This is a genomic window from Rhodanobacter koreensis, from assembly GCF_054782855.1.
Genome location: NZ_BAAGRR010000001.1, coordinates 458,893 through 481,148 on the forward strand (window position 1 = coordinate 458,893; position 22,256 = coordinate 481,148).

At 62.9% G+C, this 22,256-nt stretch carries 23 protein-coding genes; 10 read left to right on the forward strand and 13 right to left on the reverse strand.

The window, feature by feature from the left end; genetic code table 11:
* Positions 1 to 6 precede the first annotated feature (6 nt).
* From ACYVKM_RS01910 to ACYVKM_RS01930, 5 genes are all read right to left on the reverse strand, one after another.
* On the reverse strand, positions 7 to 873 hold the full coding sequence (locus ACYVKM_RS01910; RefSeq protein ID WP_460875320.1) for a methyltransferase domain-containing protein: 867 nt from the start codon (positions 871 to 873) through the stop codon (positions 7 to 9).
* 166 nt (positions 874 to 1,039) lie between these two features.
* Positions 1,040 to 1,987, reverse strand: a complete 948-nt coding sequence (locus ACYVKM_RS01915) for a glycosyltransferase family 2 protein (RefSeq protein ID WP_460875322.1) — start codon at positions 1,985 to 1,987, stop codon at positions 1,040 to 1,042.
* On the reverse strand, positions 1,972 to 3,015 hold the full coding sequence (locus ACYVKM_RS01920) for a class I SAM-dependent methyltransferase (protein ID WP_460875323.1): 1,044 nt from the start codon (positions 3,013 to 3,015) through the stop codon (positions 1,972 to 1,974). Before ACYVKM_RS01920 ends, ACYVKM_RS01915 begins: the two co-directional genes overlap by 16 nt.
* The gene (locus ACYVKM_RS01925; RefSeq protein ID WP_460875325.1) at positions 3,012 to 4,472 is read right to left on the reverse strand and encodes a flippase; all 1,461 of its coding nucleotides are present in this window, start codon (positions 4,470 to 4,472) and stop codon (positions 3,012 to 3,014) included. The genes ACYVKM_RS01920 and ACYVKM_RS01925 overlap by 4 nt, the downstream gene beginning before the upstream one ends.
* A 12-nt stretch (positions 4,473 to 4,484) precedes the next feature.
* On the reverse strand, positions 4,485 to 5,339 hold the full coding sequence (locus tag ACYVKM_RS01930; protein ID WP_460875326.1) for a glycosyltransferase family 2 protein: 855 nt from the start codon (positions 5,337 to 5,339) through the stop codon (positions 4,485 to 4,487).
* A gap of 355 nt (positions 5,340 to 5,694) precedes the next feature.
* On the opposite strand from ACYVKM_RS01930, the gene pilB reads away from it, so the two are divergent.
* The 5 genes from pilB (at position 5,695) to ACYVKM_RS01955 (ending at position 10,700) form a co-directional block, all read left to right on the forward strand.
* Positions 5,695 to 7,419, forward strand: coding sequence for a type IV-A pilus assembly ATPase PilB (gene pilB / locus ACYVKM_RS01935; RefSeq protein ID WP_460875328.1), 1,725 nt, complete (start codon positions 5,695 to 5,697; stop codon positions 7,417 to 7,419).
* Positions 7,420 to 7,559: 140 nt separating this feature from the next.
* On the forward strand, positions 7,560 to 8,840 hold the full coding sequence (locus ACYVKM_RS01940; RefSeq protein ID WP_460875330.1) for a type II secretion system F family protein: 1,281 nt from the start codon (positions 7,560 to 7,562) through the stop codon (positions 8,838 to 8,840).
* 199 nt (positions 8,841 to 9,039) lie between these two features.
* Positions 9,040 to 9,897 (forward strand): prepilin peptidase, encoded by an 858-nt coding sequence (locus ACYVKM_RS01945; RefSeq protein ID WP_460875332.1) that lies wholly within the window; start codon positions 9,040 to 9,042, stop codon positions 9,895 to 9,897.
* Positions 9,894 to 10,508 (forward strand): dephospho-CoA kinase, encoded by a 615-nt coding sequence (gene coaE, locus ACYVKM_RS01950; RefSeq protein WP_460875333.1) that lies wholly within the window; start codon positions 9,894 to 9,896, stop codon positions 10,506 to 10,508. The genes ACYVKM_RS01945 and coaE overlap by 4 nt, the downstream gene beginning before the upstream one ends.
* A gap of 27 nt (positions 10,509 to 10,535) precedes the next feature.
* A complete protein-coding gene (locus ACYVKM_RS01955; RefSeq protein ID WP_460875334.1) occupies positions 10,536 to 10,700 on the forward strand; it encodes a hypothetical protein in 165 nt (54 codons plus the stop codon).
* A gap of 143 nt (positions 10,701 to 10,843) precedes the next feature.
* Here the strand turns inward: ACYVKM_RS01955 and ACYVKM_RS01960 are convergent, their stop codons facing one another.
* The 8 genes from ACYVKM_RS01960 to ACYVKM_RS01995 all read right to left on the reverse strand — a co-directional run bounded on the left by ACYVKM_RS01960 (position 10,844) and on the right by ACYVKM_RS01995 (position 16,792).
* Entirely contained in the window at positions 10,844 to 11,812 is a 969-nt protein-coding gene (locus tag ACYVKM_RS01960; protein ID WP_460875336.1) for a Nudix family hydrolase, read from the reverse strand.
* Positions 11,812 to 12,300, reverse strand: coding sequence for a dihydrofolate reductase (locus ACYVKM_RS01965; protein ID WP_460875338.1), 489 nt, complete (start codon positions 12,298 to 12,300; stop codon positions 11,812 to 11,814). Before ACYVKM_RS01965 ends, ACYVKM_RS01960 begins: the two co-directional genes overlap by 1 nt.
* 206 nt (positions 12,301 to 12,506) lie before the next feature.
* A complete protein-coding gene (locus ACYVKM_RS01970) occupies positions 12,507 to 13,301 on the reverse strand; it encodes a thymidylate synthase (RefSeq protein WP_460875340.1) in 795 nt (264 codons plus the stop codon).
* Positions 13,302 to 13,305: 4 nt separating this feature from the next.
* Positions 13,306 to 14,205 carry a prolipoprotein diacylglyceryl transferase gene (gene lgt, locus ACYVKM_RS01975; protein WP_460875341.1) on the reverse strand — a complete coding sequence of 300 codons (900 nt, stop codon included), beginning with the start codon at positions 14,203 to 14,205 and terminating at the stop codon, positions 13,306 to 13,308.
* 121 nt (positions 14,206 to 14,326) lie between these two features.
* Positions 14,327 to 14,830 carry a TPM domain-containing protein gene (locus ACYVKM_RS01980; protein ID WP_460875342.1) on the reverse strand — a complete coding sequence of 168 codons (504 nt, stop codon included), beginning with the start codon at positions 14,828 to 14,830 and terminating at the stop codon, positions 14,327 to 14,329.
* Positions 14,830 to 15,708 (reverse strand): TPM domain-containing protein, encoded by an 879-nt coding sequence (locus ACYVKM_RS01985; RefSeq protein ID WP_460875344.1) that lies wholly within the window; start codon positions 15,706 to 15,708, stop codon positions 14,830 to 14,832. The genes ACYVKM_RS01980 and ACYVKM_RS01985 overlap by 1 nt, the downstream gene beginning before the upstream one ends.
* A gap of 2 nt (positions 15,709 to 15,710) precedes the next feature.
* On the reverse strand, positions 15,711 to 16,331 hold the full coding sequence (locus ACYVKM_RS01990) for a LemA family protein (RefSeq protein ID WP_460875346.1): 621 nt from the start codon (positions 16,329 to 16,331) through the stop codon (positions 15,711 to 15,713).
* Positions 16,332 to 16,417: 86 nt separating this feature from the next.
* Positions 16,418 to 16,792, reverse strand: coding sequence for a diacylglycerol kinase (locus ACYVKM_RS01995; protein WP_460875347.1), 375 nt, complete (start codon positions 16,790 to 16,792; stop codon positions 16,418 to 16,420).
* Here ACYVKM_RS01995 and ACYVKM_RS02000 point away from each other — a divergent pair.
* The 5 genes from ACYVKM_RS02000 (at position 16,721) to ACYVKM_RS02020 (ending at position 22,234) form a co-directional block, all read left to right on the forward strand.
* Positions 16,721 to 17,134 carry a hypothetical protein gene (locus ACYVKM_RS02000; protein WP_460876549.1) on the forward strand — a complete coding sequence of 138 codons (414 nt, stop codon included), beginning with the start codon at positions 16,721 to 16,723 and terminating at the stop codon, positions 17,132 to 17,134. The two genes, ACYVKM_RS01995 and ACYVKM_RS02000, sit on opposite strands and share 72 nt — an antisense overlap.
* Positions 17,135 to 17,152: 18 nt before the next feature.
* Complete coding sequence (locus tag ACYVKM_RS02005) at positions 17,153 to 18,706, forward strand: peptide MFS transporter (protein WP_460875348.1); 1,554 nt, start codon at positions 17,153 to 17,155, stop codon at positions 18,704 to 18,706.
* Positions 18,707 to 18,773: 67 nt separating this feature from the next.
* A complete protein-coding gene (locus tag ACYVKM_RS02010) occupies positions 18,774 to 20,057 on the forward strand; it encodes an ATP-binding protein (RefSeq protein ID WP_460875350.1) in 1,284 nt (427 codons plus the stop codon).
* 80 nt (positions 20,058 to 20,137) lie between these two features.
* Positions 20,138 to 20,722 carry a response regulator transcription factor gene (locus ACYVKM_RS02015; RefSeq protein ID WP_460875352.1) on the forward strand — a complete coding sequence of 195 codons (585 nt, stop codon included), beginning with the start codon at positions 20,138 to 20,140 and terminating at the stop codon, positions 20,720 to 20,722.
* Positions 20,723 to 20,845: 123 nt separating this feature from the next.
* Entirely contained in the window at positions 20,846 to 22,234 is a 1,389-nt protein-coding gene (locus tag ACYVKM_RS02020; protein ID WP_460876492.1) for a short-chain fatty acid transporter, read from the forward strand.
* Positions 22,235 to 22,256: the final 22 nt, after the last annotated feature.

The window sequence follows — 22,256 nt, forward strand, 5'->3', positions numbered from 1 at the left end:
GCCGATTCAGGCACCTCTGCGCTGATACCGCCGATCCGAGGGAAATGGACTACGCCAAATCGGCGTGCCAGTCTCGCCAATGAATTTCGCATTCTGCGGAACCAATCCGTGCGCCAGCTTTCTGGCAATCAGGGCGATGTGCATCGGGCGAAAAGCCTCCACCGCCAGCAGTTGCAGACCCATGTGATCAACCATCTCCACTGCGAGACGCGTATCGAAAACATGTTGATGCAGACACCGGTTTTCAAAGTTGCGTCTGGAGCGATCCCGAAAGGTCCCCAAATCGCCAGCGCGGTAATCCATGCGCAGGTCGTGAAGGCGCAGGATCTCATCCAGATGCGTCATGTCATCTTCCTGCATCCTGGCGTCGAAATCCTGGATCATGTGTGCCAGGGTCGTCACTGGCCTGCGATGGTCAAACGTACCGTCCTTGTGCGGCACCACGAGTACCAGCAAGCCGTCGTCCTTGAGCACCCGAACCCATTCCGACAAACCCTGCAGGGGATTGGCAAGATGTTCGATGCAGTGCGATGAAAGGACAAAGTCGTAGGATGCGTCGGCAATACCCTTGAGGCAACTCGCCTCGACAACATACTGGCGACCGGGCGTCGCCCGCTTGTCGAAGACAAAGCTGTTTCCCTCACGGATCTCCCCCTCCCATACCGTGTCACCACTGAAATTGCAGTTATCGATACACGCAGCAACAGGATATACGGGAATGCTGCCGCGTGAACCGAAGATCGTGCTTGGGCCACCCAACTCCAGTCCTTTTCCCGTCTGGAAAGCAGACAGGCATTGCTTGAAATAGCGCAGGCGATAAGGCATGGCCACGCGGTAGATATCCATCAGCACCGCGGCCATACCCAGCGACATGAATCTTGCGTGGGCTCTCTTTAACACGGCTTGGTTTCCTCTGGATTCCGGACAGTCACCGGCAGTGCTGGCAACCTGCTACTCGATTGATGCAATGTAGAGGCGAATCGACAGCGCTCGGCCATGCGCAACGCCTTGCGATCATTCACGCGGATAAAGCGCCGGATCATGGTCTGAACTCTCCCATGCGGCCACGCAGGCCGTCGCAGAGTCCGCGCATGGCCATCCTCAACGACGCACGCCGTGCATCGCCATAGAAAACATGGCAATAGAAGATTGCGGTGAACGACCAGATGATCCGGATTCTCCAGCGAATGCCACGGTAACCATTGAATTGCAGGCGAACCAGATTGCGGATCTGGTAGTAGATCCGCAATGGACTATGCACATTGCCCTTGATCCAGCCGAAGAACCAGAACCGCAGGGTCGCATCGCCCATCCGGTGAAGCATCGTCGCCCAGGCTGTGCCATAAAGTGGCAAGCCATGCGCCCGGGCGCGATAGCACCATTCCGTGTCGACGCAATCGATGAAGAAGTCCTCGCGCATCAGGCCCACTTCGTCAAATGTAGCCATTGGCACCAGCGTCCCCGAGGTGATCAAGGTGATGGCTTCGACATGCGGCTCTTCCACGGATGCGCTTCGACGCCCGTAAAAGGGCCTGCCCTTGACCACCACGTGAAACGGAAAAAGCTTGCCGCTGTTGATATTGATGAAGCTGGAGCCAATGGCGCCTACCCGGGTAACCTGTCGGCGCAGATCGGCCTCGGCACGCAGCAGACCCTTGACCATGTCGGGCGCCGGTTCGCTGTCCTGATCGGACAACAGCACATGGGTCGCACCAGCAGATTTGGCCGCTTCAATCCCCACATTGAGCGCCTTGGCAATGCCAAGATTGCATCCCAGACGAATGAGCTCGACGTTGGAACACCCCAAATCACGACAAACGGATTCGGCCCTGAGGTCTACTTGCGGTGAGTTGTCGACGACCAACACTCGCTTGACCTGTGGCGCGAGTAGCGTGAGCAGCATCGTCAACGGCTGGACCTGCGGCAAATAGGTCACCACCACCGCAAACACGCACTCCGCACATTTTCCCGTCACGGCAATTTGCACGCCGTAAAGGTCAGGAACTCGCGCCGCGCAGGCCGGAGCATGGCGCTCAACTCGGCCAGCATCGCGGAAACCTGAGGCACCCCCTTGATCGCGGCCTCGTCGGCAAGGTCACCGCGTACGATGGCCTCGCTTGCCGGGTAAATGGTCAACGGAATCAATCCATGCCAGCGCTGGAGAATGTTTTTAAAGCCGGCCTTTTCCAGCGACATCCGCAGCGAGCGCGGAGTGAATAGCATCAGGTGTCTGGGCGGATCCAGCGCCATCCAGTCAGGACCAAATCGCCGCGCCCCAGCACTCTCCAGATTGGGCGTCTCCAGCCAGAGATAACCGCCCGGCTTGAGCAGTCGATACAAAGTGCCCAACAGTTGAATGGGATCGTAAACGTGCTCAATGACGTGACTGATCGTGATGACGTCGTACCGTGCGTTCTCCTGCAGCAGGTCATCCACCGAAGCACAGCGCACGTCCAGCCCCTGCACGCGCGCCACTGCAACCGCCTTGGGGTCGAAATCGATGCCTTGCGCACTCCAGCCCATTTCTCCGGCAAGCTTGAGAAAGCCGCCGTTGCCGAAACCGACATCGAGCAATTGCCTGCCGTTTTCAGGCCGCCGCGGAAGGTGTCGACACTGCGCGTCGGCTTTCGCGCGCATCGAAGGCACCAGCGCGACCAGCCAGCGGCCGCCCCTGGCTGCCGGCGTTCGTTTCAGCCCATAGCGTGCATTCTTGTAATCATTGATCCATGCATGCAACCGACGAATCAGCGGACTCGTGGGCAGCACGGAGACGTCATCGTCGGCAACATGCGTGACGTAATCTTCGTAGGCACGGCCAATGCTGGCCTTGCTCGGGCGTGGATCAAGCCACGCCGAACGGCAGTGTACGCAACGATAAAGCGTCCATTTGCCCGGCGCCAAGCCAAACACCCGATCCGTCAAACCAGCATACAGCAGCTCACGTTCTGCAGTGGCACAGACCGGACAGTTCGGCGCGGGCTCCAAGTCTTCCGCAGGCCATGGTTCATGTTTCATGTAGCGCTCGTCATGAAAGTGTGTCGATGCCAGCGAAGATACAAGCTTTTCAAAACGACACCGCAGAATATCGAAGTCAGCAGGGTCACTGGCAGCACCACCAGCGGGCGTTGGCTGGCCATGGGCACACACAACACCATGGATGCCAATATCGCCCAGAACAATCCTTTGGCCAGAACCCCTCGCTGTGCTGGCTGCAACGCCATGGCCGACAAGTAAAGGAAGATGGAATCGAGGGCAACACGAAACATCCACGCCAGAGCAGCGCCCACCACACCCCATAGCGATACAGCCCAGAGCAACATGCCCACGAAAACGGGCAATTCGGCCAAATGCAGTTTGGCTGTCAGGTCCGAGCGACCATGGGCCTGCAACAAGGCGTAGGGTACGTGCGCCGCGCTGTTGGCAAACACTCCCACCAGCAAGATCTGGAAAACAGGCAGCGTTGGCAGGGCAAATTTTTGCCCCAACCACAGCGTAAGCAACGGCTTGGCAAAAGCCATGGCGATCAACAACGGTGGCAGCATCAGTGCAACCAACGCGGTCATCGCAGCGCTGAGCAACTGAGCCGAATCTTCCTGACGTGCCTGCGCCTCGGCCAGTGCCGGAAACACGGCACCTATCGCGGTCATCGGCAGACTGGTGACGCGCAGCAGTGCATCGTAAGGAACCGTATAGGTGGCCAGTGCGGCCGAAGGGAATACGCTGGCAAGGTAAAACCGATCCCCGTAAACCATCAACGGGCCGACGATGTTGCTCACGGACAGCCAGCCACCGAATCGCAGCAGGTGGCGAAAGTCCTCTGGCTCAATGGTCGCGCCCGGAACGAGTGGTACGCTGCGTCGCAACAACCTGAGCCATACGACCACACCCACAGCGCGGCTCAGGGCGAGCGCGGCGATGGCCCAGCCGACGTCAGGGCGCCACAACGCTACCATCGTCGGCAGACCGAATTGCGCCACGCTCAGCATGGCTCGCCGCGTGCTAACGCGACGGAACTCCTGCAGTCCTTCGAGCGACCCCATCGCCCCCGCGGCGACCAGGGTGAAAGGTATCGACAGCGCCACGGCGCGCAGACCGATAATCGTCTCCGCCGCCAATGAATCTTGTAGATGGAACAGGTGCCTCACTACCCACGGCACGATCAGCCACAACACCATCAACCAGAACAACCCGAATGCCGCCAACAGGCGCATGACTTTCCACACCAAGGCGGCCACTGAAGCCCGCGGGCACCCACGCCCGAGGGCACTGGAGACCGTCTGCGTGAGTGAGCGCCCTAGGCCAAGATCGAACAGACCCGAGAAACCGATCAGTCCCAATGCGAGGGTAAACACACCCAGCCGGGCGGCGCCCAGCGAGTGCAGGAGGATCGGAAGCGCAACCAGCCCCACTGCGACCGATGCCAGTGTGCCACCCACGTTCCAGGCTGCGTTGCGAGCTACCTGATCGCTCATCGCGAAAAAACGTTATGCATCGCGTCGATACATCAAACCGGTGATCTGCTCGGACACCAACCCGATCAGAAACACGATCACCGCGGCACTCCACATCAGAGTGCTGCCATTGGTGAGGCGGCCGTCATGCAAATACGTCCAGGCGTAGTTGGCGCACCCGAGCAGGAAAAACGCGGCACTGGCTGGCACGAACAGCTTCAACGGTGAATACAGCGTGGCGATCTTGAAAATGATCAGCAGGAAGCGCAGGCCGTCGCGCAATGGCTTGATATGGCTCTTGCCGACGCGCTGGGCCGCCTTGATCGGCACGTAGGCAACCGGGTAGGCACTGCGGAAGAACGCCATGGTGCTGGTGGTGGGATAGCTGAAACCGTTCGGCAGCAGGTGGATGAACTCCCGGAATTTTTCCGCACGCACGGCGCGGAAGCCGGAGGTGAGATCAAGCACGGGGTGGCCGGTCATGCGGGTGGCGAGCCAGTTGTACAGCGTATTGGCGAGACCGCGACCCACGCCGGCCTGGCTGCCCCAGTCGCGGGCACCGACCACCATGTCGTAGCCCTGCCCCAGCTTTTCCAGCAAACGGGCGATGTCGACCGGATCGTGCTGACCATCGCCGTCCATGAAGACCAGGAGGTCGCCGCTGGCGGCGCGCGCGCCACGCTTGATCGCGGCGCCATTGCCCATCGAATACGGCGAGGACAGGCAGGCCACACCGCTGCCGGCGCAGATGCCGCGGGTGTCGTCGGTGGAACCGTCGTCGACCACGATGATCTCGGCATCGGGATGCGTGACGCGCAGGCGTGGCAACAGGGCAGCCAGTGCGGGCGCCTCGTTCTTGGCGGGCAGGATGATGCTCAGGCGGTTCAAGAGTGGCTCCCCTAATGAATGGGAATCATAGCGTGAAGGCATGATCGAGGTTGGGTGCCCGGTTGACGTTTTGCGTGAGGCTACCGTAGGGAATGTGGCCTGCTTGTCACGCCCGGGAATGCCGCAGCCGCCCCTGCATGGGGAGCTTCGGACTGGATAGCCGCAGGGTCCGGGGCGATACGCGAACGTCGCGACCGAAGCCGCTCTCCCATGAATCCATCTTTCTTTGGCGGATCTGCGACGGACTGGATTGTGCCTTGCAACATCCAGCCCGCGCCGGTTTCAGGCAAAGGATGACCTGACAGCCCGACTGCGGTAGATTCAACCACATACAGGGGCAAGGTCGAATCTGGTTATGTCATCTCAATTGCAACCGTCGTCGCTCGCGGGCCTGTCCGGCATGGCGCGCCGGCTGGTGTCCGATGGGGTGCTGCCCGAGGCCGATGTACGCAAGGCCATGGTCGACAGCAGCCAGCACAAGGTCACCTTGGCGGCTTGGCTACTGGACCAGAACCTGGTCGAAGGTGCCCGACTGACCCAGGTCGCTTCGGCCGAGTTCGGCATGCCGATGATGGACGTGGCTGCCCTGAGTACCACCACCATGCCGCTGGATCTGATCAGCGAGGCCTTGATCACCAAGCACCAGGCGTTGCCACTGTTCCGGCGCGGCAAGCGGTTGTTTGTCGGTATCGCGGATCCGATGCAGTCGCATGCACTGGACGAGATCAAGTTCCATTCCAATTGCATGGTGGAACCGATCCTGGTCGAACGCGGCCCGCTGCTGCGGGTGATCGAGAGCCTGCTCAACAGCATGCGCGACACCATGCCCGACATGGGTGGTGGCGATCTGGACGGCCTGGAGTTGGAAGGTGGCGACGACGAGGCCGAGTCAACCGGCATCGACGCCAACGCCAACGATGATGCGCCGGTGGTGAAGTTCGTCAACAAGATCCTGGTCGATGCGATCCGCCGCGGCGCTTCGGATATCCACTTCGAACCGTTCGAGACCCAATATCGGGTGCGCCTGCGCATGGACGGCATGTTGAAGGCGGTGGCCAGTCCACCGATGAAGATGGCAAACCGCATCTCTTCGCGCATCAAGGTGATGGCGCAGCTGGACATTGCCGAGAAGCGCATACCGCAGGATGGCCGCATCAAGCTCAACCTGTCCAAGACCCGCGCGATCGACTTCCGCGTGAGCTCGCTGCCGACACTGTTCGGCGAGAAGATCGTGCTGCGTATCCTGGACGGTTCGTCGGCCAAGATCGGCATCGAAAAACTCGGCTACGAGCCGGAACAGCAGAAGCTGTACATCGACGCCATCCACAAGCCGTACGGCATGGTGCTGGTCACCGGCCCGACCGGTTCCGGCAAGACGGTGTCGCTGTACACCGGCCTGAACATGCTCAACACCGCCGAACGCAACATCTCGACGGTGGAGGACCCGGTGGAAATCCGAGTCGAGGGCATCAACCAGGTGCAGCAGAACGTGAAGCGCGGCATGACATTTGCCAGCGCGCTGCGTTCGTTCCTGCGCCAGGACCCGGACGTGATCATGGTCGGCGAGATCCGCGACCTGGAAACTGCCGAGATCGCGATCAAGGCCGCCCAGACCGGCCACATGGTGCTGTCCACCCTGCACACCAACGATGCCGCGCAGACCATCGCGCGCCTGATGAACATGGGTATCGCGCCGTACAACATCACCTCGTCGGTCACCTTGATCATCGCTCAACGCTTGGCGCGCCGGCTGCACGACTGCAAGAAACCGATGAACCTGCCACCTGAAGTCCTGCTGGCCGCCGGTTTCAGTCAGGTCGACATCGACGCCGGCCTGACCATTTACGAAGCCGGTGGCTGTGATGGATGCAACGAGGGCTACAAGGGCCGAGTGGGCATTTATCAGGTGATGCCAATGCTGGAAGATATCCAGAAAATCATCCTGAAGGGTGGCAATGCGCTGCAGATTGCCGAGGTGGCCAAGGCCGCAGGCATCAACGATCTGCGCGCGTCGGCCCTGCTCAAGGTGAAGCAGGGGTTGACCAGCCTGACCGAGATCGACCGGGTGACCAAGGAGTGATCTAGTGAAACCGGGACGCCTTTGGCACTGAAGTTGCGCCAAGCACCACGGTTTGGCACGAACGAAATAGCATAAGCTGCACGAGATATGTCAGCCGCCGACGTAGGCGGGCCTGAACTGAACCACGGGGGAGGATGCGCATGGCCACGGCTACCGCAAACGCAAAGACCAATTTGAACAAGGCACAGGCTCTCGGTGCCCAGCGCGCCGAAGTCAGCCGTCTGACTACCTATGAGTGGGTGGCGCTGGACAAGCGCGGCAAGCGCATGAAGGGCGATATGCCGGCGAAGAACGCCACGCTGGTCAAGGCCGAACTGCGCCGCCAGGGCATGAATCCGCAGACCGTGAAGGAGCGTTCCAAGCCGTTGTTCGGCTCCACCGGCAGCACGGTCAAACCGGGTGACGTCGCCGTATTCAGCCGCCAGATCGCCACCATGATGGCCTCCGGCGTACCGATGGTGCAGTCGTTCGACATCATCGCCGACGGTCAGAAGAACGTCCGCTTCAAGAACATCCTGCTGGATGTGAAACAGAACATCGAAGGCGGTGCAGCGTTGCATGAGGCGCTGGGTCGCTACCCGGTGCAGTTCGACGAGTTGTACTGCAACCTGGTCCATGCCGGTGAAACTTCCGGTGTGCTGGATACCGTGCTGGACACCGTCGCGACCTACAAGGAGCGTACGGAGGCGATCAAGAAGAAGATCAAGAAAGCGCTGTTCTACCCGATGATGGTGCTGGTGGTGGTGTTCCTGGTCATTCTGATCATGCTGCTGTTCGTGGTGCCGGTGTTCGCGAAAACCTTCCAGGATGCGGGTGCCCAGCTACCCGCACCAACCCAGCTGCTGGTCGACGCATCGAAGTTCATGCAGAGCTGCTGGTACATCGTGGTTGGCGTGATCGTCGGCAGCATCGTAGCCTTGGTCGTGGCCAAGAAGCGCTCACCGAAGTTCGCCCATTTTCTTGACCGCATGGCGCTGAAAATGCCGGTGATGGGCAACATCGTGCGCAATTCCGCCATCGCTCGTTTCGCCCGTACGCTCGGCGTGACGTTCCGCGCCGGCGTGCCGCTCGTGGAAGCATTGGATGCGGTGGCCGGCGCCACCGGCAGCATCGTCTATGGTGATGCGGTCAAGCAGATGCGCGACGACATCGCAGTGGGCCACCAGCTGCAGCTGGCGATGAAGCAGACTGGCCTGTTCCCCAACATGGTGGTGCAGATGACGGCGATCGGCGAAGAATCTGGTGCCTTGGACAACATGCTGTTCAAGGTGGCCGAGTTTTACGAGGAAGAGGTGGAAAACGCGGTCGACACCCTGTCCACTCTGCTCGAACCGATCATCATGGTGGTGCTCGGCACGATCGTCGGCGGCATCGTGATCGCGCTGTACCTGCCGATCTTCAAACTCGCCGGCACGTTCTGACCTCATTCCAAAAGCCCTCACATCTACGAGAGCGGCGGGCATTGCCCGCCGCTCTCGTTACTGCAGGAGCGCACCCTGTGCGCGATGCTTTTTCCACAACCGGCCTCAGAGCATCGCGCACAAGGTGCGCTCCTGCACGAAGAACCGTACCCTTACGTGATCCTTCTGCCGGGTCCATTCAGTGAGCCAGGTTTTCCCGATGCCCGAGCTTCCCTTCGTCTTATGGATCGCCTTTGCCGCCGTGCTCGGTCTGGTGGTAGGCAGCTTTCTCAACGTGGTGATCCTGCGGTTGCCGGAGCGGATGGCGGCAGGATGGCGGCAGGAGGCACGCGATGTGCTGGAGCTGGAGGCCGACACGACGCCGCTGCCGCCGGGTATCGTGCGTGAACCCTCGCACTGCCCGCACTGCAAGCACCCGTTGTCGGCGCTGGACAATATCCCGCTGTTCGGCTGGCTGCTGTTGCGTGGACGCTGCCGTTACTGCCAGACCCGCATATCGATCCAGTACCCGCTGGTGGAACTGCTCGGCGGCGTGCTCAGCGCCGTAATCGTGTGGAAGTTCGGCCCGTCATGGATGGCACTGGCAGGACTGCTGCTGACCTGGACCCTGATCGCGCTCTCAGGCATCGACTTCCGCACCCAGCTGCTGCCCGACCAGTTGACGTTGCCACTGCTATGGCTGGGACTGCTGCTGGCGCTGTTGCCGATGTTCGTCACGGCGCCAGCCGCGATCCTCGGCACCGCGATCGGCTACCTGAGCCTGTGGAGCGTGTACTGGCTGTTCAAGCTGCTCACCGGCAAGGAAGGCATGGGCTACGGCGATTTCAAGCTGCTGGCCGCACTGGGCGCCTGGATGGGTCCGGTGGCGCTGTTGCCGATCATCCTGCTCTCCTCGCTGATTGGCGCCCTGGTCGGCGGCAGCCTGATCGCATTGCGACGGCACCAGCGCGAGGTGCCTATGCCGTTCGGCCCGTTCATTGCAGCCGCCGGCTGGGTCTGGTTTGTGGCTGGCCCCGATTTGTTGCAGGGCTACATGCACCTGACCGGGATGCGATGAGCAAGCAACTGCACGCCATGATCGTTGCGCTGACCGGTGGGGTAGCTGCCGGCAAGACGGCCGTGGCACAACGCTTCGAGGCACTCGGCGTGCGTGTGCATGATGCGGATGTGGCCGCCCGCGAAGTAGTCGAGCCGGGTACGCCCGGACTGGCGGCCGTTGTCGGCACGTTCGGCACCGCCGTACTGGATGCCTCGGGTCGGCTCGATCGCCCCGCGATGCGCCAGCGCGTGTTTGCCGATCCGGTGGCGCGACAGCAGCTGGAGGCGATCATCCATCCGCTGGTACGCCAGTGGTTGCGCGATCGATCGCTGGCCGATTACGGGCCGTATTGTCTGCTGGCGATTCCGCTGTTGGCGGAAAACATCGCGCACTATCGCTGGGTCGATCGTGTGCTGCTGGTCGATGTGCCCGAGTCGGTGCAACTAACGCGTCTGGTCGCCCGCGACGGCCTCGACGAGACCCTCGCCCGGCGCATGCTGGCCAGTCAGGCCAGCCGTGCCGAACGGCTCGCGCTGGCCGACGACGTGATCGAGAACAGCGGCGATGAAATCGTGCTCGACCAGGCCATCGCCGAACTGCATCAACGCTACCTCGTGCTGGCTTCGTAGGGCTGTGCACTGCCTGCCGCCTTCACCATGTTTCGTATTCACCAAAAGCCAAAAGCGGCAGACAGCGCCCGCTTCACCAGCGTAAGCAACCCGATACCCCTCATCGTCATTCCGGCGCTGGCCGGAATCGCTTCACAGGAGCGAAGCTGGCCGCTGCTCTTCAACAACGCAGCAACTCACCCCCATGCGTGAAAGCGATTCCGGCCAGCGCCGGAATGACGGCGGGAGTTGACGGCAGCTCGCCGGGGGTTGTGTGCTGGGTACCGGAGACCGCTGAGCAGTAACAATCAAAACATGCTTCACAAGGCGGCATAGGCCGCCCACGTCGAAATGCTTTACGCAAGCCAGAATTCGCGGATGCCGGCGACACCCTGCCCGCTGTGCTGGCGGGCCTCGGTGATCTGGGAAGGGGCCGTGCCACCCAGTGCATACACCGGCAACGCGGCGGCCTCGGCCAGCGACTGGAATCCGGACCAGCCCAGCGGAGGTGTCTGCGGATGGCTAGGGGTACCGGCCAGCGGCGACAGCGTGGCGAAGTCCGCACCGATATGAGACGCCAGGGCCAACTGCACCGCGTCGTGGCAGCTGACGCCGACCAACTGTTGTAGCGGCAGCGGTCGCTCGGACAGCGCTGACAACTGCGCACTCTTCAGATGCACGCCGACGTCCAGGCTGCGAGCGCCCTCGATATCCCCGTTGAGCAGCAGCTGCGTGCCGTGTCGTCGTGCCAGTGGCAGCAGGGCAGCGGCAAGTTGGCGCACGAGTTCACGCGGCCACAGCGGCAGGCGCAGCTGCATCATCCGCTCACCGCGCTCGATCGCGCGGCCAATCCGTTTGAACCACAAGCCGCACTGATCGGGTGGCACGTCCGACGGAGTGATCGGATAGCGGGCAGGCAAGCGCAGTGCCTGCAGGATTGCGCGATCGGCCAGGGTAAGGATGGCCGGATCGATCTGAGCGGGCTGCAGCCATTGCAGCGCCTGGTCTTCGCGCGATTGCGGTGTGTTTTCCCATTGCTCGACCCGCCACGTGTCCAGCAACAGTTCGCGATCGGTGTAATGGCATGGCACCCGGATCAGCGGCTCGGCACGTTGCAGGGTGATACCCAGTTCCTCGTGCAGTTCGCGCGCCAGCGCCGCCAGCGGCTCCTCGCCGGGGTCGAGCTTGCCGCCGGGAAACTCCCACAGACCAGCCAGATGCTTGCCGGGCGGACGCTGCGCCAGCAGCACACGCCCCTCGGCGTCGAGCATGACGCCGGCCATCACATGCATGACCACCGGCTTGGGCGCGGTGGGTACGGGCATCAGCTGTTGCGCAGGTATTCGACCATGTCGAAGCCGTAGACGTGTTCGGCATCGGCCTTGTGGTGCACGCGAGAGACCTCGACCCAGTCGCTGAAATGCACACCGGGGAAAAACGTGTCGGCGCCATCGATCGCGGCACTGACCCAGGTCAGGTACATGCGCCGGGCACTCGGCAACGCTTCGGAAAATACCTGGCCGCCGCCAATCACCATCAAGCCGGTGTTATCGGTACGGGCCTGGGCTTCCGCCACCGACCGCACGGTGATCTGGCCGGGAAACGGCGCCTCATGCCGACGCGACAGCACCAGATTGACCCGATCCGGCAACGCGCGACCGATCGACACCGCCGTGTTGTAGCCCATGAGCACATTCTTGCCGGTGGTCAACTGCTTGAACCAGCGCAGGTCATCGGGGAGGTGCCACGGCAGTTGCCCCTTGCGCCCGATGGCGAAGTTTTCGTCGAGTGCGGCAATCAGCGAAATGGCCATGTGAAATCCTTGAAAGATGTGTTCGATAAAGTGGCCCGCGCGCCCGGGATCGCGCTGCCGAATGCGTCGAATCTTAGCAGGATGCGATACACCCAGCGGTGCCTGTGACGGGCTTGAACTGGTTGTGCGCGCTCCGGCCGGCGGCAATTTATTGCGATGGCAATACCGCAGTCGAAGATGTGCGATGCCACCCGTACGGACCTCACCTACACGGCCACCTCGGCCTTGATTGCCGGATGCGGCGCATAATCCTCGATCGCGACATCCGCGTAACGGAAGTCGAAGATCGAGCGCACCTCGGGATTGAGCTGCAGACGCGGCAGCGGCCGGGGTTCGCGTGCCAGCTGCAGGCGCGCCTGCTCGACATGGTTGTTGTAAAGATGGGCATCGCCCAGCGTGTGCACGAAATCACCCACGCCAAGTCCGCACACCTGCGCCACCATGTGGGTGAGCAACGCATAGCTAGCGATGTTGAACGGGACGCCGAGGAAGATGTCGCCGGAGCGCTGGTACAACTGGCAACTCAACTTGCCGTCCGCCACGTAGAACTGGAACAGGCTGTGGCACGGCATCAGCGCCATTTTCGGCAGCTCGCCGACATTCCACGCGCTGACGATCAGCCGGCGCGAATCGGGGTTGCGCCGGATCTCGTCGATCACCCAGCGGATCTGGTCGACCACGCCACCGTCGGCGGTGGGCCACGCGCGCCACTGTTGGCCGTAGACCGGTCCGAGGTCACCGTTTTCGTCCGCCCATTCGTCCCAGATCCGTACGCCATGTTCCTTCAGATAGGCGATATTGGTATCGCCGCGCAGGAACCAGATCAGCTCATGCACGATGGATTTCAGGTGCAGCTTCTTGGTGGTGACCAGCGGAAAACCCTGGCTCAGATCGAAACGCAACTGCCAGCCGAACACGCTGCGCGTGCCGGTGCCGGTGCGGTCGGTCTTTGCGGTACCGTGTTCCAGTACGTGACGCAGCAGGTCGAGATAGGCGCGCATCGCTTCACTCCTTGTCCGGCATGGCCACCGTATAAAGGCGCAGTGTCGGTGCGCGCCGCGACAGCCATAGCAGCCACAGGCCGATCACGACCATCGGCAATGACTGCATCTGCCCCATCGTCACCCATTGCGTTCCGAAGTAGTAACCCAGCTGCGGATCGGGCAACCGCACAAACTCCACCGCAAAACGGAAGCAGCCATACATCAGTGCGAACAGACCCGACACCAGGTAACGCGGTCGCGGCTTCATCGACACCAGCCACAGCACGACAAACATCACCACGCCTTCCAGCGCCAGCTCATACAGCTCCGACGGATGACGCGTCAGACCGCCAAGCTGCTGCAGCTGCGGCAACCACGCCGGATGGCTGTCGACGTAAGCCATGTCATCGGCACGCGCATTCGGATAGATCATGCCCCACGCCAGCGCGGTGGGCTTGCCCCACAACTCGCCGTTGATGAAATTGCCCAGCCGCCCCAGACCCAGCCCGATCGGCACCAGTGGCGCAACGAAATCCACCGTGTCGAAAAAATGCAGCCGCTGCCGACGTGACCACCACCAGACCGCGGCCAGCACGCCGAGCATGCCGCCATGAAAACTCATGCCGCCATCCCAGACCCGGAACAGGGCCAGCGGCTCGGTCCAGATCCAGCGGATGCCGCCAGCGTAGTAGAACAGCATGTACCAGACGCGGCCGCCGACGATCACGCCCATCATGCCGTAGAAGAACAGGTCACCCAGCGCATCGCGGCTGACCGGCAGGCGCCCGTGCCGTCGCCGGTATTCGCCGAGCAAGGCCACGCTGAGGAATCCGAGCAGGTACATCAGCCCATACCAGTGCACCTGGATCGGGCCGAGATGAAAGGCAACCGGATTGAGGTCAACGACGAAAGGCTGGGACATGGTGGCCTGGCGAATTTTTACAATCTCCAAGTGTAGCCGGTCGCGACCGCCTTCTCTTTCGATCCGTCATGCGGCACCACAATGCCTCGCCACCTGAATGCGCGAGGATGGGGCCGCCGGATTACAGCAACACCGGCCGATCCGGCAGTTCGTCCGGGTTGGCCTTGTCGTTGCCGGGGAAATGCCGGGTCAACAGCGCATGAGTGGCGACGATGCCTTCGAGGCTGCCCTCGCGCCATTGCCCGCGCGCGTAGCAGTCGCGCATGCGCGCGCAGATCGCCTCCCATTCGGCCGCCGTGACCTGCGCGGCAATGCCACGGTCGGCGACGATCTCGATGCAGTGCTCGGCCATCAGCACGTAGAACAGCACGCCGCTGTTGTGCTCGGTGTCCCATACGCGCAGCTGGCCGAATACCTGCCGTGCACGAGTAGCCGCATCGAGGCCCTCCAGCACCGCCAGCGGTGCCAGCCGGCCCTCGAGTGCGAAACAAACCTCGCCCCGATGGGTGCGTTCGCCGGCGGCAATCGCCGCGGTCATCTCGTCCAGCACCGCGGCGGGAAAACAGCGACGCAACTGGAACCAGCCGCCGAACAGGTTTGCCAGCACTCGTCGGATGCGTGTCATCACCAGCTCCCCGAGGCACCGCCGCCGCCGAAGCTGCCGCCGCCACCGCTGAAACCACCACCGCCACCGAAACCACCGCCACCACCGCCGAAGCCGCCACCACCAAAACCACCCCAGCCACCGCCACCGATCGAACGCCCGGCGCCACCCGGCAGGATCATCAGCACACCACCGATCAAGGCACCGAGGATGCCGGCGCCCATCGAGACCAGCAGCCACAGCAGGCCGCCGGTCAGCACGGCGCCCAGCGGCGTACGCACCCAGGTACTGGTCCGACCCAGCATGCTGCGCAGGAACAGGGCAACGAATACGCCGATCATGAGACTGTTCTGCAAGCCGGGGCCGGCATGCTCCGAATGGGGGGCACCCTGCACTGGCGGCGGCAGTGCCTCGCCATTGATCAGCTGGGTCAACGCACCGACCGCGTCGCTGATGCCACCGAAATAGTCGCCAGTGCGGAATTTCGGTGCGATGTACTCACGGATGATGCGCGCGCAGGCCGCGTCTGGAATCGCGCCTTCCAGGCCGTAGCCCACTTCGATGCGCACGTTGCGGTCGTTCTTGACGATCAGCAGGAACACGCCATCGTCGATACCCTTGCGGCCGATCTTGTTCGCTTCGGCCACCGCCAGTGAATAACTGTCGATATCCTGCCTCGCCGTGGTAGCGACCATCAGCACCACCAGCTGCGCACCCTTGGCCTTCTCCAGCGCGACCAGTTGCGTGTCCAGCTGATCGACCTGCGCCGCGGTCAGCGTGCCGGTGAGGTCGGTGACATGACGCGCCAGCTTCGGCACTGTATCGGCTGCATGCAACCATGCCGGCGACAGCAAGGCCATCGCCAGAAGCAGGATCAGGCGCGGGAAGCGCCGGGGCATCATCAATGCGCCGAAGTGGCGGGTGCCGGTGCGTTGGTGCCGAAATCCACGGTCGGCGCGGTGGAAATCGCCTTCTCGTTGTCCACGCTGAAATTCGGCTTCACGGCGTAACCGAACATCTTCGCGGTGAGATTGTTCGGGAAGGTGCGGATCATCGAGTTGTAATCCTGCACCGCCTGCACGTAACGGTTGCGCGCCACGGTGACCCGGTTTTCGGTGCCTTCCAGTTGCGCCTGCAGGTTCTGGAACAGTCCGTCGGCCTTCAGCTGCGGATAGTTCTCGCTCACCACCATCAGTCGCGACAACGCATTGCCCAGCTCACCCTGTGCCGCCTGGAATTGCTGCAGTTTCTGCGGATCGTTCAGCGAATCGGCGTTGACCTGCAGGCTGCCGACCTTGGCGCGGGCATTGGTCACCTCGACGAAGACCTTTTCCTCGTGCTGGGCATAGCCCTTGACCGTATTGACCAGGTTCGGTACCAGATCGGCACGGCGCTGGTACTGGTTGAGTACCTCGGACCAGGCCGCCTTGACTGCCTCGTCCTGCTTCTGGATGGCGTTGTACCCGCACCCCGAAAGCATGACAACGAGCAGCAGAAGCACGAAGTTGCGCAGGGTTTTCATGAGGTCGCTCCCGTCCCGTGGATGGTCATTGCATCATCCCATGCGGTCCGGCGCAATCGTGTCGCCGCGGAATGAACGCCGGGCGCTCAGCCGAACAGGCGCGGGCCGAGAATCAATCCCCAGCTCAGCACCACCAGCACCAGCAGCACGAAGACCGCCGCCGAGCCCATGTCCTTGGCGCGCCCGGCCAGCTCGTGGAATTCCGGGCTGACCTTGTCGACCACGGCCTCGATCGCCGAATTGAGCAGCTCGGCCGACAGCACCAGCAGCGGTGCCAGGATCAGCGCGAATTTCTCCAGGCCGCCGTTGCCCAGCCACAGGCCGAGCGGCACCAGCACGATGACCAGGCAGGCCTCGAGCCGGAACGAGGCCTCATGGCGCCAGCCGGCATGAAAACCCTTCATCGACCACTGAAAGGCCTTCCAGAGCTGTTTGGGACCACGAAAACCTTCGGCTGCCATTCCGGTGCGACCGCTCAGCTGAACGCCGGCAGGTGCCGAGCGATGGCGGGGACGATCGACGCCGCAGGGCGGATGGGCGATGCTGAAAGTTCGAAGACGGGCATGGTGCAGAGGGCTCCCCATAAGGCGCACAAGACTCGAATGATGCCACAGGCGGCGCGCCCGCAGGCAGTCGGCAAAGCCGCGCCACGTGAGTATCCACGCGACCCGGTGCAAGACCGCCAGGCGTCCGTCATGTCGCAGTGCAGCTACACCGGAATGACGAATAGGTTACGCTTCGTCGGTTGTGATCCGTTCAGGATCGCATGTCATCGGCAGCGCTTCGGCGGCGCCACGATTTGAATCATGCACGGAAAAGATATGGCAACCCAGAATCCGCCTGTGTCGCAGGCTCGCTCCTTCAGCACCGTCTTCCTGATCGAAATGTGGGAGCGTTTCGGCTTCTACGGCATGCAGGTGCTGATGGTCACCTACATGATGAAGAAGCTTGGTTTCATCGACACCAGGGCCAACCTGGTATGGGGCGCAGCCGCAGCGCTGATCTATGCCACGCCGGCGATCGGTGGCTGGGTTGGCGACAAGCTGATCGGAACGCGTCGAACGATGCTGGTTGGTGCCGTGGTGCTCGCGCTCGGCTACTCCATGCTGTGGGTGCCAACCAACAACGCCTACTTCCTGTATATGGCGCTCGGCGTGATCATCGTCGGCAACGGCTTCTTCAAGCCGAATGCCGGCAATCTGGTCCGCAAGATCTATGAGGGTGACGACACCCGCATCGACAGCGCATTCACCATCTACTACATGGCGGTGAACATCGGCTCGATGATCTCGATGACACTCACCCCGCTGATCCGCGATTACGTGGGAGCCCACTACGGCGACGAGATGGGCTGGCACACCGCCTTCGGCGCCTGCGCGGTCGGCCTGATCCTCGGTATCGGCAACTACCTTCTGATGTACCGCACGCTGGCGCATATCGGCTCGCCACCGGACGAACAGCGGGTGAGCTTCGGCAAGGCACTGGGCATCTTCCTCGCAGCGCTGGTCATGGTGTTCGTCTCGGCGTTCATCCTGCAGAGCCTGCTGGTTGCGCAGATCTGCGTGTATGCGGCCGGCGTGGTGATCCTCGGCATCTTTTTCCACTTGATCAACAGCAGCCAGCAGCACGAACGCGCCGGTCTGGTCGCTGCCCTGGTACTGACCGTACAGACGATCTTCTTCTTCATCTTCTACGCGCAGATGGCGACGTCGCTGAATCTGTTTGCGCAGCACAATGTCGATCTTTCGTTCAATATTTTCGGCTTCCACCTGTTCAACTGGATTCCCGAGCAATACCAGAACCTCAACGCGATCTGGATCGTGCTGCTCAGCCCGGTACTGGTCGTCATCTACAACACGCTGGGCAGGATCGGCAAGGATCCCTCGGTGGCGGCCAAGTTCGCCTGGGGCTTTGCCGCCGTCGCACTCGGCTTCTTCATCTACGGTGTCGGCGCCCTGGGCGCGGTCAATGGCCAGGTGTCGTCGTGGATCATGGTCTGGGGCTATGGCCTGTATTCGCTCGGTGAACTGCTGGTCAGCGGCCTTGGACTGGCGATGATCGCGCGCTACGTGCCGGCCCGCATGGGCGGCTTCATGATGGGTGCGTACTACGTGGCTGTCGGTATCTCGCAGTATCTCGGCAGTGTGGTGGCAAACCATGCGCACATTCCGGAAAACCTCACCGATCCGGTGCAGTCGCTGGCGATCTACACCCATCTGTTCAACATCCTCGGTTTTGTCGGTATCGGATGCACGGTCATCGCGCTGGTGATGCTGCCGCTGATGAAGAAATTGTCGACCAGCCATTCCGACTCTGCGGCCAACCATCACTCGCTGCCGGCCGTTCGCAGTGAGGAATTCGATACGCCGGTTTGACCCCGATGAACCCGTCGCATGATGTGCGGCGGGTTCTCGCGTGCTCCGGCAAGCCTGGATGAACAGCATGCCGCACCGGCCCGCCCAACCTACCGGTCCGTTTGCACTGACACGCACGCTGGCGTGGCTGAGGCTTTGCGCGATCGCCGGGCAAAGCGTGGCCGTACTGGTCTGTGCGTGGTGGATGCGGCTCGATATCCCGCTGCTGCCGCTGCTGCTCGGCATCGGCCTGCTCGCGGTGTTCTCGGTCTTTGCGGCATGGCGGCTGCGCCAGCCATGGCCACTGCGCGAGTGGGAAACCATCGGCCATATTGCAGCCGACACGCTGGTGCTCGGCTACCTGCTGTACTTCACCGGCGGCGCCAGCAACCCGTTCATCACCCTGCTGCTGGTGCCGATCGCGCTCAGCGCGGCAGCACTGTCGGTACGCGCGATCCTGGCGGTCGCGGCGCTAGCCGGTTTCGCCTATCTGATCCTGCTGTGCTGGCACGTACCGCTGCCGATGCCGATGCACGGCGAGAACGGCCTGCATGGCGGCTTTTCGCTGCACGTGGCCGGCATGGGCGTGAACTTCGTGATCAGCGCGCTATTGCTGGGTTTCTTCATCAACCGGCTGGCGCATGCCTTGCGCGTGCAGCAGCTGGAAGTGCAGCGGGTGCGCGAGCGAGCGCTGCGCGACGAGGGCATCCTGGCGATCGCCACCCAGGCCGCCGGTGCCGCGCATGAGCTCAACACGCCGCTGTCGACCATGCGCACCCTGCTGCCGGAGCTGCGCCGCGAGCACGCCAGCGATGCCCTGCTGGCCGAGGATCTGGTGCTGCTGGAAGACCAGGTCGATCGCTGCCGCACGATCCTGCGCGAGATGGTCGCGTTCGGGAAGGCACAGCTGTCGCAGGAACCGGAGCGGCTCAGCGTGGCGCAGTTCATCCACGGTTGTCTGGAGCGGTTCCAGCTGCTGCGGCCAGAGGCGGAGCTGACTTTGGAGCTGGACGAAGCCACCGCGCAGACCGTGTTGCGCACGCCACCGGGCCTGCGTCATGCCCTGCTCAACCTGCTCAACAACGCTGCCGATGCCTCGGCCAGTAGCGACTCACAGGTGGTGGTACTGCATGTTGCGCGTGACGCCGGCTGGTTGCAGCTTTGTGTGCGTGATCATGGCCCCGGCTTCGATCCGGACGGCGAACCCGCAGCGCGACTCGGGCACTCGCAGAAGCAGGCCGGCCTGGGCATCGGCCTGGCCCTGGCCGAAGCCACCGCCGAGCGCCTGAACGGCAAGCTGACCGCCGTCAACACCGAACACGGTGCCGAGGTGTGCCTGCACCTTCCGCTGGCCGTGATTGCCGACCGCTAGCCAAGGGGCAAGCCTCGCAGGACGTGCATGCCGTGGCACTTCCGGCAAGAATGGGCGCGATCCACTCAGGGAAACACCCGATGACCGAGTTGCCCCACGCCGCCACGACGCGCCCGCTGCTGCTGGTCGACGATGACGCCACCTTCGTCCGCGTGCTGGCTCGCGCGCTGACCTCGCGTGGCTTCGAGGTCATCACGGCAACCAATTTCGACGAGGCGCGTGCGCTGGCTCGCCGCCAGCACCCGCGCTACTGCGTACTCGACCTCAAGCTGGGCGAGGAAAGCGGCCTGCGGCTGATTCCCGAACTTCATACCCTGGTACCCGACCTGCGCGTGCTGCTGCTGACCGGCTACGCCTCGATCGCCACGGCGGTGGAGGCGATCAAGCGCGGCGCGCACGACTACCTGGCCAAGCCGGTCGACGCCGACGCGGTGGTGCGCGCCCTGCTCGACGGCGACAACAGCGACATCGACGAGCACGAGTTGCCGGATACCCCCGAGGCGCCACTCGCGCTGCGTCGGCTGGAATGGGAGCACATCCAGCGCGTGCTGACCGAATGCGACGGCAACATCTCCGAGACCGCACGGCGGCTCGGCATGCACCGCCGCACGCTGCAGCGCAAGCTGAGCAAGCACCCGGTACGCGAACGGCCGGAGCGCGAATAGCCCCGGTTGGCCTGGCCGATGGTCACCTTCGACCATCGTCGCCTTGTCCGGGCAGCCGCCGGCACGCGACGATGTCGCGATGAGCCGTGGGAGAACCGGATGAACGCAATACGCGATGGATTCATGGCACGCGCCGCCTTGCGCATTGCGACCTGGGCGGAACGCTGGTTCCCCGACGCATGGGTATTTGCCGCGCTCGGCGTGATCGTGGTGGCGCTGGCGGCATTCTGCTTTGGTGCCACCCCCACCGCGGCGGTCAGCGCATTCGGCGACGGTTTCTGGAGCCTGATTCCGTTCACCATGCAGATGGCGTTCGTGGTGATCGGCGGTTACGTCCTGGCCACCGCACCGATCGTGGCGCGCTTCATCGACGTGCTGGCGCGCGCGCCGCGCACGGGGCGTGGCGCGATCGTGTACGTGGCCCTGGTCAGCATGCTGGCATCACTGCTGAGCTGGGGTTTCTCGCTGGTATTCGGCGGCCTGCTGGTACGTGCACTGGCGCGACGCAGCGGCCTGCGCATGGATTACCGCGCCGCCGGTGCGGCGGCCTACCTCGGCCTCGGCGCGATCTGGGCGATGGGGCTGTCGTCATCGGCGGCGCAGTTGCAGGCGAATCCGGCCAGCATGCCACCAGGCCTGCTGGCGATCACCGGCGTGCTGCCCTTCAGCGAGACGATTTTCCTGTGGCAGTCGTTCGTGCTGACCGGCGTGCTGATCGTGGCATCGCTGCTGATCTGCTGGACCACCGCACCGTCGGATGCGAACGCGCGCACCGCGCAGGATTTCGACCTCGGCGAAACCTCGACGCCGGCATTGCCGCCGCGCACGCGCCCCGGCGAGTGGCTGGAATACAGCCCGCTGCTGTCACTGGCGATCGGCCTGCTCGGCCTCGGCTGGCTTGGCCACGAGTTCGCCAGCAAGCCGGCGATCAGTGCGATCGCCAACCTCAACACCTACAACTTCCTGTTCCTCACCCTCGGCGTGCTACTGCACTGGCGGCCACGCAGCTTCCTCGATGCCGTGACACGCGCCGTGCCCAGCACGGCCGGCGTGCTGATCCAGTTTCCGCTGTACGGCGGCATCGCCGCGCTGCTCACGCAAGTGCACGGCACCGGCGGCGTGACGCTGGCGCACCGGCTGTCGAACCTGTTCGTGCATCTCGCCTCCACCGACAGTTTCCCGGCGGTGATGGGCGCCTACTCCGCCGTGCTCGGCTTCTTCGTGCCTTCCGGCGGTGGAAAATGGCTGGTCGAGGCGCCCTACGTGATGCAGGCAGCGAACGATCTGCACGTGCACCTTGGCTGGGCAGTACAGGTGTACAACGCCGCCGAGGCACTGCCGAACCTGATCAATCCGTTCTGGATGCTGCCATTGCTCGGCGTACTGGGATTGAAGGCGCGCGACGTGGTCGGCTACACCTTCATGCAATTGATCGTACACGTGCCGCTGGTGCTGGGCTTGCTGTGGCTGCTCGGCTTGACGCTCACATATGTGCCGCCGGTGATGCCGTAGGAATCTCACATCGTGAACCCCT